Below are 15,969 nucleotides of genomic sequence, written 5' to 3'. Positions count from 1 at the left end.
AAGGGGAGCTAAGTAGCTCCCCTTTTCGTATCTGTTCAGGTCGTATTTCTATTGATTCACATCCGATAGATCAGAGCGAGACTCCAGCACTTCTACTGAACTTACGTGATGCGAACTCTCTCCTACACACGCATCGCTACAATCACAAACTTGACGAAGAATGTACACCAACCGATCCTGCGTAAGGGGTAAGGGGTTGCCTTTGATTGCTACTGACTTCAAAGCATCATCCGCAACTTGCTCAAAAGAAGTTTGGCATACTCCAAACTTACCTAACTGAGGTAGCGCTAGCTTATCTAACACCATTTTCACCCAAAGCACGCCATCGTGCTCATTGGCATTAGTTCGGTCCGTCACTAATTGCGCTAAACGCTTATAACGACTGATCACATCACTTCGTCCTGCTTGCTTTGCTGCATTGATATTCTCTTGCATCACATGCGGAGCCAGACGTGCAGTAATCACACTATGCGGCGCATCAAGCTTGCCTCCCAATGCGGAAGCTAAACCATGCGCAGCGCCGAGCTTGGCATTTGTGATTGCCATTCCGCCTAAAAGTGCCGCAAAAGAAAGGTCTGATCTGGCTTTGTGACTGTCTTGTTTACACCCTGCAATTACTGAGCGGCTTAAGCGACGTAAACCTTCTTCACACACCATATCGGTAAGAGGATTTGGATCACCACAAACGTAGGCTTCCATAAGGTGAGTAAACGCATCCATCGCGCCACGACCAGAGGTATACTTGTCAGTACCATAGGTTAAGGTTGGATCAACAATCGCAACGTCTGCGAGCATTTCCGGGCTTCTTAAGCTTACTTTCACTTGGTCTTGCCCCGATTTAAGCACAGCATTTCTGGTTACCTCTGACCCTGTGCTTGCTGTCGTAGGAATAGCAATAAAATGAATCGGCTTGGTTTTCAAAGGAACGTTTCTTCCAACGACTTCGACGTAGTCATAGACGTCACCTTGGTTAGGTATGATCGCCGCGAGCGCTTTGCCCATATCAATGACACTACCCCCTCCAATCGCGATAACCATATCAGGTTGGAACTTACGTCCAAGCACTGCGGTTTCTTCTACCATTGTGATATTAGGTTCACCATTGATGGCAACGTGTTGATAACGCATGTTCTGCGCTTTTAGATAATTAATGATAGGTGTGGCACGTTGCGTATCTTTACCAGTCACCAGTAAAACGCTGTAGCCAAATTGATTGATTACAGACAGCGAAGATTGGAGTGCTCCCTCGCCGAAGATAATCCGTGTCGCAGTCATAAACTGAAACATACACTTCCTCCCCAAAACAACAACTCACACTAGAGTGCTATGCTTTCCACCAAAAAAAGTTGACCAAGTGCACCTTGCCGCCATTAACCCTTCAAAAAGTGTGTTTTTATGCGTCACTTCACATACTTACGTCATGTGCTTTTGCGGTTAAGAATCATTCTAAAAAGTGACTTTTCATGGCTTCAAGCTTAGTGCGTGTTTAGTTTTTATACGATAGATTTCGCCTATCGAGACAAGAGGTAAATGCTGCTTTATTTCCGTATCTGGATCGGGCATAGTTGTCTCAAGAAACGAAAGCATGTACCGACATGAAGTCTAGTTGTGCTTTCAAAAAGAATAGATTTTAGGAGAAATAAGATTATGTTCGTAGTTATCTTTGGTCGCCCAGCTTGCCCATTCTGTGTTCGCGCGAAAGAGCACGCAGAAACACTTAAAGCAAAACGTGATGACTTCAACTACCGTTACGTAGACATCCACGCTGAAGGTATTTCTAAAGCTGACCTAGAGAAAACAGTTGGTAAGCCAGTAGAAACTGTTCCTCAAATCTTCATCGACCAAACACACATTGGTGGTTGTGATGATTTTGAAGCTTACGCAAAAGAGCACCTAGGTCTATTCGACGAGTAATCCAAATTACTGAATTTTTAAAAGCCGCTATTAGCGGCTTTTTTATTGTTTATTCAATTTGTTATTCCCTTACGTCAAGTAATAGTAAAACCTAAAAAAATTCACTTATCTTTTTGCTATATTTAGTTACAATTCGCAACTCTTAATCTTTTATTTGGCACACACTTTACCGAGCCACACAGTGAACATAGACGTCGTACACCTTCTTGAACAAAACCCTATTCTTCTAATCTTCGTCGTATTAGCAATTGGTCTTGCCATTGGTAAAATTCGCTTTGGAAACCTACAGTTAGGTAACTCCATAGGCGTCCTCATTACTTCTCTTGTTATGGGTCATCTTGGTTTCTCCTTTAACGCAGAAGCCCTAACCATCGGCTTTATGCTATTTATCTACTGTGTAGGTATTGAAGCTGGTCCAAACTTTTTCGGCATATTTTTCCGCGACGGTAAACATTATTTTATTTTGAGCATGACCGTATTAGTCTCAGCGGTAGGGTTAACCTATTTCTGTAGCCATTACATGGGACTCGATTTTGGTCTATCTGCGGGTATGATGGCCGGCGCTCTTACCGCTACGCCTGTATTGGTGGGCGCACAAGATGCGTTGAATTCTGGTCTTGCAACCATCCCACGAAACATGGATTTTTCTTTAGTATTAGAAAATCTATCGGTTGGTTATGCGATGGCTTATTTGGTGGGTTTGATCAGTATGATCATGTTCGCCAAACTGTTGCCAAAACTGCAAAAGCAGAATCTATCCGATTCAGCTCAGCAAATTGCGCAAGAACGTGGATTGGGTAACTCTAGCCAACGTAAGGTCTACTTGCCAATCATCCGCGCGTACCGCGTTGGTCCTGAGCTGATTGACTGGACAGATGGTAAGAACCTTCGTGAGTTGGGCATTTACCGCCAAACAGGCTGCTACATAGAGCGTATTCGCCGTAATGGTATCCTTGCTCACCCAGACGGTGATGCAATCCTGCAAGAAGGTGACGAAATCGCATTGGTAGGCTTCCCAGATAGCCATGCACGTCTTGATCCAAGCTTTCGCAACGGTAAAGAAGTATTCGACCGTAACTTGTTAGACCTTCGAATCGTCGAAGAAGAGATCGTGGTTAAAAGTGATGCAATTGCTGGTAAGCGCCTATCTGATTTGAATCTATCGGAATTCGGCTGTTTCTTGAACCGCGTCGTGCGTGCCCAAATTGAAATGCCAATGGACTTAGACATTGTTCTAGCCAAAGGTGATGTGCTCCAAGTAAGTGGTGAGAAGAGTCGTGTTCATGGCCTCGCCGAGAAAATCGGTTTCATCTCGATCCACAGCCAGATGGCAGACCTGCTCGCATTCTGTAGCTTCTTTATTCTAGGTATTATGTTTGGTTTGGTGACCATGACGTTTGGTCAAGTGTCATTCAGCCTAGGTAACGCAGTTGGTCTGTTGCTTTCAGGCATCACACTGGGCTTCCTACGAGCAAACCACCCTACTTTCGGTTATGTACCGCAAGGAGCATTGAATATGGTCAAAGACTTAGGTTTAATGTTCTTTATGGTTGGCATCGGCTTAAGCGCCGGTGGCAAGATGTTTGAACACTTAACTCAAGTGGGTCCACAAATCATCGGTTTGGCATTTATCGTTAGTGTTGTGCCTGTCGTGCTCGCGTACCTAGTTGGCGCTTACGTACTTAAGATGAACCGTGCTCTACTCTTTGGTGCCATCATCGGAGCTCGTACGTGTGCACCAGCAATGGACGTAGTGAACGAATACGCAAAGTCGACTATTCCTGCCCTTGGCTACGCGGGTACCTACGCGATTGCCAATATCTTAATGACTTTAGCCGGTACGATTCTGATTATTTTGAGTTAATCTCTTTGAGCGCGCTTTTCAGGTGTGTTCAAGCAGCGCTCATTATTCAGCACAGAGATTAAAGACACAAAAAAGGCGCTCAATGAGCGCCTTTTTAATACCGTTAGAAACGATTAGATTTGAGTGAAATCTGTTTCTACTGCTGGGTTAACGTCTGCTTCGTAATCCACACCGTCAACACCAAAGCCGAATAGCTTCAAGAACTCTTCTTTGTACTCAACGTAGTCAGTCAGCTCTTTTAGGTTTTCAGAGGTAATTTGTGGCCATAGATCTCGGCAGTGTTGCTGGATATCTTCACGTAGTTCCCAGTCATCCAGACGCAGACGGTTTACTTCATCTACTTCTGCTGCGCTGCCGTCTTCTTTGTAAAGACGTTGGCTGAACATACGGAAGATTTGCTCCATACAACCTTCGTGTACGCCTTCTTCACGCATTTTCTTGAACACCATCGCGATGTAAAGAGGCATGACAGGAATTGCAGAACTTGCTTGAGTCACAACAGACTTAAGTACCGCTACGTTTGCGCTACCGCCAGTTGTTGATAGTTTCTCGTTAAGTGCTGCTGCTGCGCGGTCTAGGTCCATTTTCGCTTTACCTAGAGCACCATCCCAGTAGATCGGCCAAGTAAGCTCTGTACCGATGTAGCTGTACGCCACAGTTTTGCAGCCATCTGCTAGAACGCCAGCTTCTGATAGTGCATTAATCCATAGTTCCCAGTCTTCACCGCCCATTACGGTTACTGTGTCTTGGATTTCTTGCTCAGTAGCAGGCTCTACGCTTGCTTCGATGATTACGTCTTTGTTGGTATCAACAGCAGTCGACGTGTAAGTTTCACCGATAGGCTTAAGTGCTGAACGGATCAGTTCACCCGTTTCTGGCATTTTACGTACTGGAGAAGCCAGTGAGTAAACCACCATATCCACCTGACCAAGGTCTTCTTTGATCAGATCGATTGTTTTCTGTTTTGCTTCATTTGAGAAAGCGTCGCCGTTTAGGCTTTTCGCGTACAGACCCTCTTCACGAGCTAGCTTCTCGAAAGCAGCCGCATTGTAAAAACCTGCTGTACCTGGCTTCTTCTCTGTGCCTTCTTTTTCGAAGAAAACACCAATAGTTGAAGCGCCGCCACCAAATGCCGCAGCGATACGAGAAGATAGACCGTAGCCACTTGATGCACCCACAACAAGAACGCGTTTTGGCGCGTTTTTAATTGGACCTTGCGCTTTAGTGTAAGCAATTTGTTCTTTTACGTTAGCTTCACAACCCACTGGGTGCGTAGTAGTACAGATAAATCCACGAATTCTAGGTTTGATGATCATATTCAACTTCCTTTAAAAAACGTTGCTAGGATAAAAGGTTCAGCCCTACTTCGCACCTAATTTCTGTAAAAATGCTGCGAAAATGCAAGTGGTTGGAGCACTCAACAAAAAAGCTATAGGCTCAAACACGAAAAAGCACCTCAATTGAGGTGCTTTTCTTATTTTATACGCAGTCGTATTACGCTGCCGAGTTCAAATGCGATTTTTTGCTTGGTGCATTTGTACGAACTTCTGAAAAGTTGTGGCTAAAATGGTCGACTTGAATCGCTTTATAGCGCAGTTTGTCTGCTGCCATAATTTGATCAATTTCTTGCTCAGTAAGTACGTCCGCTTCGAATGCTTGTTGCAGGCGGTCATGCAATAAACCTTTACGCGCTACCTTGCCATCTTTCGCTGCTTTCATCAGTTTGCGTTCAAGAGGCTTCACGTCGTACATCGCAAGGAACGCTCGTTCCATGAGCCCTACGCTATCATCCTCTGATTGACCGATGTAGCATAAGCTCGTCATTCGGTCACGTTGAGCTCCAGGCGTCATCATTGCCTCAGCAAGGCTCACACAGAGCTCATCGCTTGGAGCTTTGAAGTGATTACCCAATGGGAACAACAGACCTTTCAGAACGCCACCGACGTATTTCACTGGGAAGTTTGAATACGCTTCATTAAGCGACTTCGATGCGTTGTACAAACAGTGCTGAACGGCATAGTGCACAAAGTTCAAATCACCTTGTTGACGACCTTCATCTTCGTACTTCTTAAGTGCAGCGGACGCCATGTACAAGTAACTCAAACCATCACCAAGGCGTGCAGAGATCATTTCTTTACGCTTCAGATCGCCACCTAGAGTTAACATTGCAAAGTCTGCGCTCACTGCAAGTGCGCGGCTTAAGCGCGTGATGTCTTTATAGTATTGCTGCGTAGGACCGCTCATGTGCGCTTTAACAAAGCGAGAACCTGTCAATGCCGCGCCAAGAGCACCAAAAGTATTACCCATCGCATGTTTAATATGTTTGAACAACAATTCGTCAAACTCTTTTGCGCCTTCTTTTACATCTGGGTTTGCTGCTGCTTCCATTTCTTTCAAAACATATGGATGACAACGTGTCGCACCTTGACCGAAGATCATCAAGTTGCGAGTCAGGATGTTTGCACCTTCAACGGTAATCGCAACGGGAATACCCAAATAGTGCTTAGCTAGGTAATTCATTGGGCCATCTTGAATTGCACGTCCTGCATGAATATCGAAAGAATCGTTCAGGATAGTACGAGCCATTTCGGTCATGTGGTATTTGGCAATTGCGGTCACGATGCCCGGCTTCTCCTTCATATCCAGAGAAGTGGTTGTCAGCGTTCGTGTCGCTTCCAACAGGTAAGTTAAACCACCAATGCGACCCATCGCTTCTGCCACACCTTCAAACTTACCAATCGACATACCAAACTGCTTACGAACATATGCATAAGCACCGGTTGTACGCGTTGTAAGGTGACCAATCGCGGTGCCAAGTGCAGGAAGAGAGATACCACGACCAGCCGATAGACATTCCACCAACATACGCCAGCCTTTACCTGCGTATTCGGAACCACCAATCAACCATTCCATTGGAATGAATACATCATTACCGCGTGTTGGACCGTTCATGAATGCAGAGCCTAGTGGGTCGTGACGCTCACCGATCTCCACACCTTCATGATCTGCTGGGATAAGTGCACAAGTAATGCCCACGTCTTTTTTGTCGCCAAGTAGACCATCAGGATCTTGAAGCTTAAATGCCAACCCAAGAACTGTTGCTACTGGCGCTAGAGTGATATAACGCTTATTCCAGCTAACACGGATACCAAGAACTTCTTCACCTTCGTGAGTTCCGTAACACACTACGCCTTGATCTGGAATGCCACCGGCATCAGAGCCCGCTTCTGGACCTGTAAGGGCGAAACACGGAATGTCCGTACCATCTGCTAAACGCGGCAACCAATAATCTTTCTGTTCTTGAGTACCATAGTGAGACAGCAACTCACCAGGTCCCAGAGAGTTTGGAACCATCACTGATACCGCAGCACTGATACTGCGCGTTGCGATGCGCGAAACGATGGTCGAGTTAGCCAGTGCTGAGAACTCACGACCGCCATACTCTTTTGAAATGATTAACGAGAAGAAACGCTCTTTGCGCAAGTATTCCCATACTTCAGGCGAAAGGTCTCTGTCTTCCTTAACGATCTTTTGATCATCAAGCATTTCAAGCAATGTTTCGAGTTCATTGTCCATGAAAGCTTGTTCTTCAGAAGAAAGCGCAGGTTTTGGATAATGATGTAACGTCGTAAAGTTAGGTTTGCCTGAGAACAGCTCAGCATCCCACCATACGCTACCCGCTTCCATCGCTTCTTTTTCCGTGTTCGACAATGGAGGGAGTACTTTCTTAAACATTTTGAATGCTGGGTCACTAATCCATTTTCTTCGTAGAGAGCTCATAGTTCAGATCCTTTTGTTCACGTCACCGCTCGCGGCTTTAACTTATTTTATTATTGATTTAATTTTGTTTACTTGGCTGACATACCTGCCGACAAGTATGGAATCAGAAGATCAACGACAGACTTTGCATCGACCTCTTTTTCAAACTTACTTTCTGCAATCTCGGTTAACGCTTGGCTTGATGCCATAGTGAAAACACAAGTGCCTAGTGTGAAGTGCAATCTCCAGAACAACTGTTCTTCCGTCAATTCCGAATTTGCTTTCATGATGGAAAACATAAACAGCTTTAGCACTTCCTCATATCTTGTACTAATAAACCAACGTAAATGACCTTGGACATCGGTATATCCACGACCAATTAGCAACATAAATAACGCAGTACCATTCGGACGCACATCATTCAGTGCTCTTAGAGGCAAACGTAGCGATTCAAACACTTCATCCATGTTGTAATCATCGCGCGTGTTTAACTCGATCAAAGACGTCTTAATATTTGGCATTAGCGCTTCTAGGTATCGGTCTAATACTGCCCTCACCAGCGTTTTCTTATCGCCAAAGTGGTAGTTAACCGAAGCTAGGTTGACATTCGCCTTACCAGTAATGGTTCGTAGTGATGTGTCATTGAAGCCGTATTCTGCAAATAGTCCTTCTGCTACATCGAGTATTTTTTCTTTAGTTGTACTTCTCGGGGCCATTTCAATCACTCGTATTAAACAACTGTTTGAAATATACTCCCGAAACCTGAGATTAACAAATGATTAACATCACATTTTCAAGCATTGGTCTGACCAGAAAAAAGAAGTGCGAACTTAAAGGAATGAATTTAAAGCGAATATTGTTTTGTGAAAAAAAATTCTAAAAAAAATGGAACTGTTTGGAATTGTCTCGGTCTGAATTACTGTAACAACTAGGGCATTTAAAGTTTCACAGGCCGTCAAACTTGTTTCTATCTAGTTGCTACATTGCTGCTTTTTCTTATTAACTCCTATGTTTGTATCCGCCCAGACAATTTTTCGTCTGGGCTTTTTTTCGTCTGTCATTTGAGTTTGCCGCCTTCACTTAACCTTGTATTACGTTGAACAAACTTCACCGATCCTCGGATACAAAAAAGCCCCCCTGTCGGGAGGCTTTCGTTAAATTATTCTATCTTAGCTTACGCTTTTTTCTCGCTTGCGACTTCTTCAGCCGCTTTCTTTGGCAAGGAGAAGTGCAGTAGTGCGTAACCAATTACAGCAGCTGTCGTTGAGCCCATCAGGATACCTAGTCGAGCGTAAGTATCAAATTCTGGACTTACATTGCCAAACGCAAGTGACGAGATGAAGATCGACATGGTGAAGCCGATACCACACAACACGGACACAGCGAAAATATGTACAAAGTTCACACCTTCTGGCAGCTTAGCCACGCCCATTTTCACTGCAGCCCAGCTAAATGTGAAGATACCAAGTGGTTTACCAACCAAAAGACCCAGCGCAATACCCAGAGGCAACATTGAAGTCAGACCTGACATCGATACGCCTTCTAGTGAGATACCTGCATTTGCAAAAGCAAACAGAGGAAGAATGCCGAATGCTACGTATGGGTGAAGTGCGTGCTCCATGTGTTTCAGTGGAGAGTGCTCGCCCTTCTTGCCTTTAAGTGGGATAGCGAAGCCGATAACCACACCTGCAAGTGTTGCGTGAACACCAGATTTAAGTACGGCAAACCATAGTATCGCACCGACAATCATATAAGGTGTTAGCTTGGTGACCTCTTTTGCGTTCAGCATGAACAAGACACCCGTCATGATGAAGCCGACAATCAATGCCATCGTTGATAGGTCGCCAGTGTAGAACAGCGCAATAATCACAACCACACCAAGGTCATCAATGATCGCCAACGCAAGTAGGAAAACCTTCAAGCTGATAGGAACACGCTTACCAAGAAGCGCCATGATACCTAGAGCGAACGCAATGTCTGTTGCCGCAGGAATTGCCCAGCCAGAAATCGCTTCTGCATCACCTGCGTTGAAAGCAACGTAGATAAGTGCCGGAGCTAACATACCACCTACCGCTGCAATTGCAGGGAAGATTGCGGTTTCTTTTGATTTAAGTGCGCCTTCAAGCAGCTCACGCTTTACTTCAAGACCGATTAATAGGAAGAACACAGCCATCAGGCCATCGTTGATCCAGTGAGACACTGACATACCAAATACATAAGTATGCAGCATTGCTTGATAACTTTCGCCAAGCGGTGAGTTTGCAATGGTCATAGCGATTGCTGCTGCAATCACAAGAAGGATACCGCCTGCGGATTCCATTTTGAAAAAGTCACGAATGACATCGTTCATGGTTTCGCCCTTATATTTATTATCTTAATAAACGATTAACAAAGAATGATGAGAGTGTATAGCTGCTGAAAATTTTAGAATAATCGCTTGTTTAGAGTTTAAACTTCGATTTTTCCGAGGTTTCATTTACGAAACATCGTATTTTTCAACAAGAACATAATTATTTACAAGACCTGCCTATCTCCTTATAAGCTCAATCTATTCACATAGACTACTATTAAGTTAGTATAATATCTGACTAATTTTCGTGATTAACGTGCGGTTTTACACCGAAAACTGCGTGTTTCAGTAACGAAAAAGCCACCCTTGTTGGGTGGCTTTTTCGTTGTTTCTAGTAACCGGTGAGTTGCATAAAACCCCAGGCTTCATTGGAACCCGATGCGAGTATCGGTCCTTCCCAATATGGAATCACAAAAGGAAGCCACATGTCCGATTTTATGATCCGTGTCGTTAAATTGATGTTTTGCCCGGGGACATTGATGATCCACTGAAGTGGTAGCCTTCTTCCATTAGACAAGTTAGTGACGTGCAGTGGCGTCATCGTCAGCTCTTTTTCTGTTAGGTTTATCACCTTGCCAGAACGCGTTGATAGTGTGCCGAATAAATGAGGAACCTGACCATTATGACGATAACGACTCACTGTAAGCGCTCGTCCATCATCAAGGTTAAACACAAACCAATCCCAACCTTGCTGCCCTTCGCCAATCAGACCACTTCCCCACTCCTTCTGTGTCCATCCAGAGCCTGATACCGGGATTTCACGTCCATTAAGGGTAAGGGTACCTTTGACATTGAGAAACGGCGCACTGAAGCTAAAAGACGCGATAGATTGCAGCGCATGTTTAACTTGGAACCCTTTTTCACCATTAACAACAAAAGGACCGCTCGTTGTAGTATTTAAGTCAATTGCAAACGTATCGGTCGAGACATCAAGATTTCCTGGGAATGGTGTGGAGCCAAGTGCACGCCAAGTCCAGTTGTCAATCCATAAACGGAAAGGACGATTCGTCATGCCCGCCTGCCCAATCCCTCCACGAGCGACACGCTGCTCTTTCCAAACATGCGAGCCAGAACTGACAACAATATGAGAGATAAACAATTGTGGGTTTTGCCAACCTCGAGTATCACGCTCGTCGGTAGCAACGCGGAAATAACTCCATTGAATGTTGTAAACCTTGCCGTGCTTGTCTTGCACCTTAGCAAAGTAGTTCCACCATTCATGTTGGTAATCTGGATGAAAACGGAAATCATGCGGCAGCGAAACGTGCTCATTTGGTAGAACTGGCTCGAAGATAGTCTTACTTTCGCGCTTTAATACATCGCTGATTTCACTTTGTTCAGTTGCTGTCGCTTCTGCCCAATACGTAAAATAAAGAGTCATGCCCGCGAGGGTGACAAATACGACAAACACTAATGCAGAAAGAGATAGCAGCTTTTTGAGTTTCATGTTTTTCACTACAGCGCATCCCTCAATGACTTCATTGGCGTGCTCTTAATCATCCTGATAACAGGTAAAGCTCCTGCTATCATGATCGCCAACATTGCCCAAGCGATCGTTTGAGCGTATTCCCAAGGAATCGTCTGTAACTCTAGCGACCAACCAAATGATTGTTTAATGATGATATCAACGATCAAGTGTGCCAATGCTAAACCAAGTGGGACCGCAATGATGGCTGAGATGGTACCGAAGACAAATAACTGTAAACCACCCAACATGACTAGTTCTTTGCCTGATACACCCATACACCTCAGTAGTGAGAAGTGTCTTTGCCGAGAAAGTTCTCCCGCAAGTGTTGCAAAGAACAAACCAAATACCGCAATGATCAGAGTGATGTTGCCCAAGGTGCCTGCAATAGCAAAGGTATGGTCAAACACACGCATAGCTTGGTTGTAGATATTGTTGTTATCAAAGACTCGGTCTTGGGACAAACGGAATACGTTCTCTAATCTACGCTTCAAGCCTTCGCCATTGACATTATCTTCCAGCAAAACACCAAGTCCAACATTACCAGAGCCCGCAAACGCATACAGCCAATTACGATGAGACATCATGATTTGGTTATATGGGTTGCCATAGTCGTAGTACACGCCAACCACTTGCCAACCTCCCCCTAAAGGAGGTTGAAGGTCGATATAGTCGCCAGGGCGAATGTCGAGCTTCAAAGCCATGGATTCACTTACCATCAAACTCTTAGAATGGTGCAAGTGATACCAGTAATTTGGAACGCCTAGTTTCACCGTAAGAGAGTCCAACTCCCCTTCTGAAGAACCCGTGCTCACCACTTGTAATGCACCGCGCTCAGTAGGGACATCTTTTTCCCAACGCCACCAAACAGCATCCACTTCGGGTTGCTCTTTTAACCAAGCACTCATGCGTGCTGCTGAGTTATTAGTTGGGTAAATATAGATATCAGCCGCAAGGCGTTGGCTCAGCCACTTATCCGTTGTATCACGGAAGCTGCCCACCATGGTCTCCACGCCAATGTTCGCTGCCAATGCGAGCATAAATGCCATGGTTGCTACACCACGGTAACTCATACTTGCTGCAGCATCGGCAAAGAACCAACGTACACGAACCCAACGAAGTGAATAAGAGAAGCTTTGGAACATATGCCACATCAAAAACGGCATAAACAACGCCACACTGATCAGCATGAGTGCGATAATCGCAAATCCCGACTCTTGAGTTTTTGGCGCTTGATAGACGGCAACTGCAGCTACACAGAACGCACACGCCGCGAAAGCCTGCCAAGAGAACTCTCGCCCAGCAAAACGCATCAGAGACAACCGAGAAGAAAGTCGAATCGGTTGTGACTTTAACAAGCGAATCAGCGGCCACAGACACGAAATCAAAGCGCCCATCGCTGACATTGCCAAACTGTACAGGCTCGACTCCCATGACCAGCCAATCGTCAAACCGACGTTTGCGTCATAAAGATCGCTCAAGCTTGAAGAGACAGCAGGGATAAGCTCATTTGCCAAAATAAGACCAAAGAAGTTACCACACGCCCAAGCAACAAGAACAAGGATGGTCAGTTCAAGCATGAGCGCTTGCGCCAATTGCATGCCATTCACCCCCGTTTGACGGAGGATACCAACCAAGCGCTGACGTTGAATAAAAGACAGCGACATTGCTTGATAGAAGATGAATAAGCCAACTAAGAACGACAACATACCCATCGCCGTTAAGTTCATGTGGAATGCTTTTGTCAGTGACTCTAATTCGGAGCGGCTGTTACGCACCAGTGTCATACCGTTTGGCAGCATATTTTTTAGTGCCAACATTTTCTCTTCGGACATTTCACCACAAGCAATAGCGGACAAACCGGAGCTGCGCTTAAGCATACGAAGAAGAGAAATATCGGTAACGAGGCGAGTGCCAGAGAGTAAGTTGTCCGTATCGACTTTTAGCGGTCCAAGTCGACTGCCATCATTGAGCTCAATAAAGTCGCCATCATTCCATTGCATGTGTGCAGCCAGATCTTGGCTAGCAAGGATAGGATACGGAGGCTTCATTAAAGACAACATAGGAAGGTCTTTAAGTGATTTACCTTGGTGAAGCGGCAACAGCGCTACAGGATCAACGCCTACTAGCATCAGGCTTAAGTCGGCTTTCGTATCGAGATGAAGAATATCAAAAGGCGCACATTGGTTGAAACCAGCGCGACGCAATTGAATATAAAAGCCCTGAGGAATTTTGTTAGCAGAATGCTTAGTACGAATACGGTAAGGCAAAGGGTTTGAAAAAAGTTTCTCACCGGTTTCGTAGCTCTGTTTAGCGTGTTGGTTAATAGAAGTCACACCGACAAGGAGGGACACCCCGAGGGTTAAACCAAGCCAAACAAGAATGATTTGAAGTGGATAGCGACGGTAATGACCGAGTAGTGCCTTAACTACGGGCCATAACATGTAGCTGTCCTCCTTGAAGACGGATTCGACCTTCCATGTGTTCTGCCACTTTTTCACTGTGTGTCACCAGCAGCAAAGTACACTCTAACTGGCGAGCAAGACTCGTTAGCAAACGCATTACCGCTTCAGCATTACGCTCATCCAAACTACCAGTTGGCTCATCGGCAAGCAGGATTTTCGGTTCCATGTACAACGCACGAGCAATCGCTGCACGTTGTTGCTGACCACCAGAGACTTCTTCAGGGTAACGACCTAAAAGCGGCATAAGGTCTAGAGCTGAAAGAATTTGACGCCACAAGCCTTTATCTTCTGGTAAGCCTTTTAATTGGCGACAAAAACGGATGTTGTCAGCGATGTTCAAAGTAGGAAGTAGGTTAAACTGCTGGAAGATATTACCAATATTGTTGCGACGGTATAGAGTTCTTAAGTGCTCTGGAGCACTGTGCATGGCGAAACTTGGGTACTGGATCTCGCCAGAATCAGCGGTATCAAGACCAGCTATCAAGTTAAGTAAGGTACTTTTACCTGAGCCACTTTCCCCCATTAATGCAACTTGTTCACCTTGTTGTAATGTTAATTCTGCCCCTTGTAGTACAGGATGAAATTCTCCCCCGTCTACATAGCCTTTACATAGGTCTGACAGTTTTAACATTGATTTTGCCGCTCAAATGGTGTTTAAAAATTGGAATCAGAATCTACACTAAAATCCTGTTGGTAGGAAGTATTTTGAATAGTTGATCACACTATCAGAGTACAAATGCAACTTGTCTCGCGACACCATTCAAGCTTCGATCAAATTTTTCATCCATTTCTTGCTCGCCATGCGGTGTAGACATGTTCCCCACTTCACCACTTCTTCGGTCAAAAACAGCAAATAAACCCACTGAGGCTCAAAACCAAGATAAATTGCACCAAAAGCAGCAAGAGGGATACTGATCACCCATTGCGCGATTAGATCTTGGTATAAACAGAACTTCACATCCCCACCAGCACGAAGTACACCAACAATAGCCATCATAGGTACAGAGCGAAGAACCACACCGATCGCAAGAATCACCATAAACTGTTCAGCTAGGTGGCGCGTTTCTGGCGTTAGAGCACTAAAGGCATCGAGAATAAGTTGGTTTGAGAGCAGAAGTAAAATCGCGACAACAACAGCTATCAACACATTGAGAATCACGGTTGCCCACGCTTGGTAGTAAACCGGACCAAAGTTCTTTGCGCCTAATTGATTACCCACCAATACCGCAGCAGCGTTAGATGAACCAATCATCATAGCAAGAGCAATCGACTCTACGGGCGTCATTACTGACAATGCCGCTAAGCCTTGCACGCCTGCTTGTCCCATAATCGCGTGATAAGTAAACAAGCCGCCCGCCCATGCTAGGAAGTTAAATGTTGTCGGAAGGGAAAGTTTTAAGAAACGGGTGATTTTATCCAACACTAAGCTGGCACGAATGTCATCCAAACCAAAAGCAATGATGTGCTTTTTAAACCACAGATAACTGAATAAACAGGTTATTTCAATTGCGCCACTGATGACCGTCGCAATGGCAGCCCCTTTAATCCCCATTGCAGGAAAGCCAAATTGCCCAAAAATAAGCACCCAGTTAAGAAAGATATTAGACAGAATGCCGATGCCGCTAAAAAACGTACTTAACCCCGGTTGATGCATGGCGCGTAAACCCACCGCCATACTGGCAACACAAGCCACGGCAAACATGCTGACCGATGAGATCACCAGATAATCGGCACCAAGACGAATCACTTCTTCTGAATCTGTTGTCAGACGCATAATGGGCTCGGGGAACAACACAAATAACACGACAGTGAAAGCCGCGAATACCATGGAGATCATCCAAGTGAGTGAAGTACTCTGGCGCACCCCCACTTTATCGCCCGCCCCCCAATATTGCGCCGTTAACAACGCACCACCAGTTGTTACGCCAAGCAACATAATTGTAGTAACAAAGGTCGCTCTAGCTGCAACACCCACAGCCGCAATTTCTGCCTCGCCCAGCTGACCAAGCATCAACACGTCTACTAAGCCACGGCTGGAGAACATCATACTCTGTAAAGTAATGGGTAATGCGATAGCAAATAGTCGACGTAAAAACGACTTATCAGCATGAGTAACCAATTGTGAGAAAAAAGTCATGCTCGCTCCGACGAC

11 protein-coding genes are annotated in these 15,969 nt (G+C 45.2%); 2 read left to right on the top strand and 9 right to left on the bottom strand.

The window, feature by feature from the left end; translation table 11 throughout:
- Positions 1-48 precede the first annotated feature (48 nt).
- Positions 49-1,287, bottom strand: a complete 1,239-nt coding sequence (locus NL647_RS13120) for an iron-containing alcohol dehydrogenase (protein ID WP_253650246.1) — start codon at positions 1,285-1,287, stop codon at positions 49-51.
- A gap of 360 nt (positions 1,288-1,647) precedes the next feature.
- On the opposite strand from NL647_RS13120, the gene NL647_RS13115 reads away from it, so the two are divergent.
- Positions 1,648-1,914, top strand: a complete 267-nt coding sequence (locus NL647_RS13115) for a GrxA family glutaredoxin (protein ID WP_005428550.1) — start codon at positions 1,648-1,650, stop codon at positions 1,912-1,914.
- Between the two features lie 181 nt (positions 1,915-2,095).
- Positions 2,096-3,778 (top strand): aspartate:alanine antiporter, encoded by a 1,683-nt coding sequence (locus NL647_RS13110; protein ID WP_005444545.1) that lies wholly within the window; start codon positions 2,096-2,098, stop codon positions 3,776-3,778.
- 113 nt (positions 3,779-3,891) lie between these two features.
- Here NL647_RS13110 and fabV read toward each other — a convergent pair whose 3' ends face one another.
- From fabV to NL647_RS13070, 8 genes are all read right to left on the bottom strand, one after another.
- The gene (fabV, locus tag NL647_RS13105) at positions 3,892-5,094 is read right to left on the bottom strand and encodes an enoyl-ACP reductase FabV (protein ID WP_005444550.1); all 1,203 of its coding nucleotides are present in this window, start codon (positions 5,092-5,094) and stop codon (positions 3,892-3,894) included.
- Between the two features lie 178 nt (positions 5,095-5,272).
- Positions 5,273-7,558: an acyl-CoA dehydrogenase gene (locus NL647_RS13100; RefSeq protein WP_253650245.1), complete on the bottom strand. Its 2,286-nt coding sequence runs from the start codon at positions 7,556-7,558 to the stop codon at positions 5,273-5,275.
- A gap of 68 nt (positions 7,559-7,626) precedes the next feature.
- Positions 7,627-8,253: a TetR/AcrR family transcriptional regulator gene (locus tag NL647_RS13095; RefSeq protein ID WP_005444555.1), complete on the bottom strand. Its 627-nt coding sequence runs from the start codon at positions 8,251-8,253 to the stop codon at positions 7,627-7,629.
- Positions 8,254-8,711: 458 nt separating this feature from the next.
- On the bottom strand, positions 8,712-9,887 hold the full coding sequence (gene nhaA, locus NL647_RS13090) for a Na+/H+ antiporter NhaA (protein ID WP_005444559.1): 1,176 nt from the start codon (positions 9,885-9,887) through the stop codon (positions 8,712-8,714).
- A 331-nt stretch (positions 9,888-10,218) separates the two neighbouring features.
- A complete protein-coding gene (locus tag NL647_RS13085; protein WP_253650244.1) occupies positions 10,219-11,343 on the bottom strand; it encodes a lipocalin-like domain-containing protein in 1,125 nt (374 codons plus the stop codon).
- Complete coding sequence (locus NL647_RS13080; protein ID WP_009698130.1) at positions 11,343-13,796, bottom strand: ABC transporter permease; 2,454 nt, start codon at positions 13,794-13,796, stop codon at positions 11,343-11,345. The genes NL647_RS13085 and NL647_RS13080 overlap by 1 nt, the downstream gene beginning before the upstream one ends.
- The gene (locus NL647_RS13075; protein WP_005428554.1) at positions 13,777-14,448 is read right to left on the bottom strand and encodes an ABC transporter ATP-binding protein; all 672 of its coding nucleotides are present in this window, start codon (positions 14,446-14,448) and stop codon (positions 13,777-13,779) included. The genes NL647_RS13080 and NL647_RS13075 overlap by 20 nt, the downstream gene beginning before the upstream one ends.
- Before the next feature lie 129 nt (positions 14,449-14,577).
- Positions 14,578-15,954 carry an MATE family efflux transporter gene (locus NL647_RS13070; RefSeq protein WP_253650243.1) on the bottom strand — a complete coding sequence of 459 codons (1,377 nt, stop codon included), beginning with the start codon at positions 15,952-15,954 and terminating at the stop codon, positions 14,578-14,580.
- Between the last annotated feature and the right edge of the window lie 15 nt (positions 15,955-15,969).

It is taken from the genome of Vibrio sp. Y29_XK_CS5 (genome assembly GCF_024181835.1).
GTDB lineage: Bacteria > Pseudomonadota > Gammaproteobacteria > Enterobacterales > Vibrionaceae > Vibrio > Vibrio harveyi.
The sequence above is the reverse complement of the archived record's forward strand: the minus strand, read 5'-3'. Positions and strand labels throughout refer to the sequence as shown.

Bases quoted from the DNA above. Each gene is read 5' to 3' on its own strand.
- NL647_RS13115 (WP_005428550.1), top strand. From the start codon at position 1,648: ATGTTCGTAGTTATCTTTGGTCGCCCAGCTTGCCCATTCTGTGTTCGC.
- NL647_RS13120 (WP_253650246.1), bottom strand. From the start codon at position 1,287: ATGTTTCAGTTTATGACTGCGACACGGATTATCTTCGGCGAGGGAGCA.
- NL647_RS13070 (WP_253650243.1), bottom strand. From the start codon at position 15,954: ATGACTTTTTTCTCACAATTGGTTACTCATGCTGATAAGTCGTTTTTA.
- NL647_RS13080 (WP_009698130.1), bottom strand. From the start codon at position 13,796: ATGTTATGGCCCGTAGTTAAGGCACTACTCGGTCATTACCGTCGCTAT.
- NL647_RS13100 (WP_253650245.1), bottom strand. From the start codon at position 7,558: ATGAGCTCTCTACGAAGAAAATGGATTAGTGACCCAGCATTCAAAATG.
- nhaA (WP_005444559.1), bottom strand. From the start codon at position 9,887: ATGAACGATGTCATTCGTGACTTTTTCAAAATGGAATCCGCAGGCGGT.
- NL647_RS13075 (WP_005428554.1), bottom strand. From the start codon at position 14,448: ATGTTAAAACTGTCAGACCTATGTAAAGGCTATGTAGACGGGGGAGAA.
- fabV (WP_005444550.1), bottom strand. From the start codon at position 5,094: ATGATCATCAAACCTAGAATTCGTGGATTTATCTGTACTACTACGCAC.
- NL647_RS13095 (WP_005444555.1), bottom strand. From the start codon at position 8,253: ATGGCCCCGAGAAGTACAACTAAAGAAAAAATACTCGATGTAGCAGAA.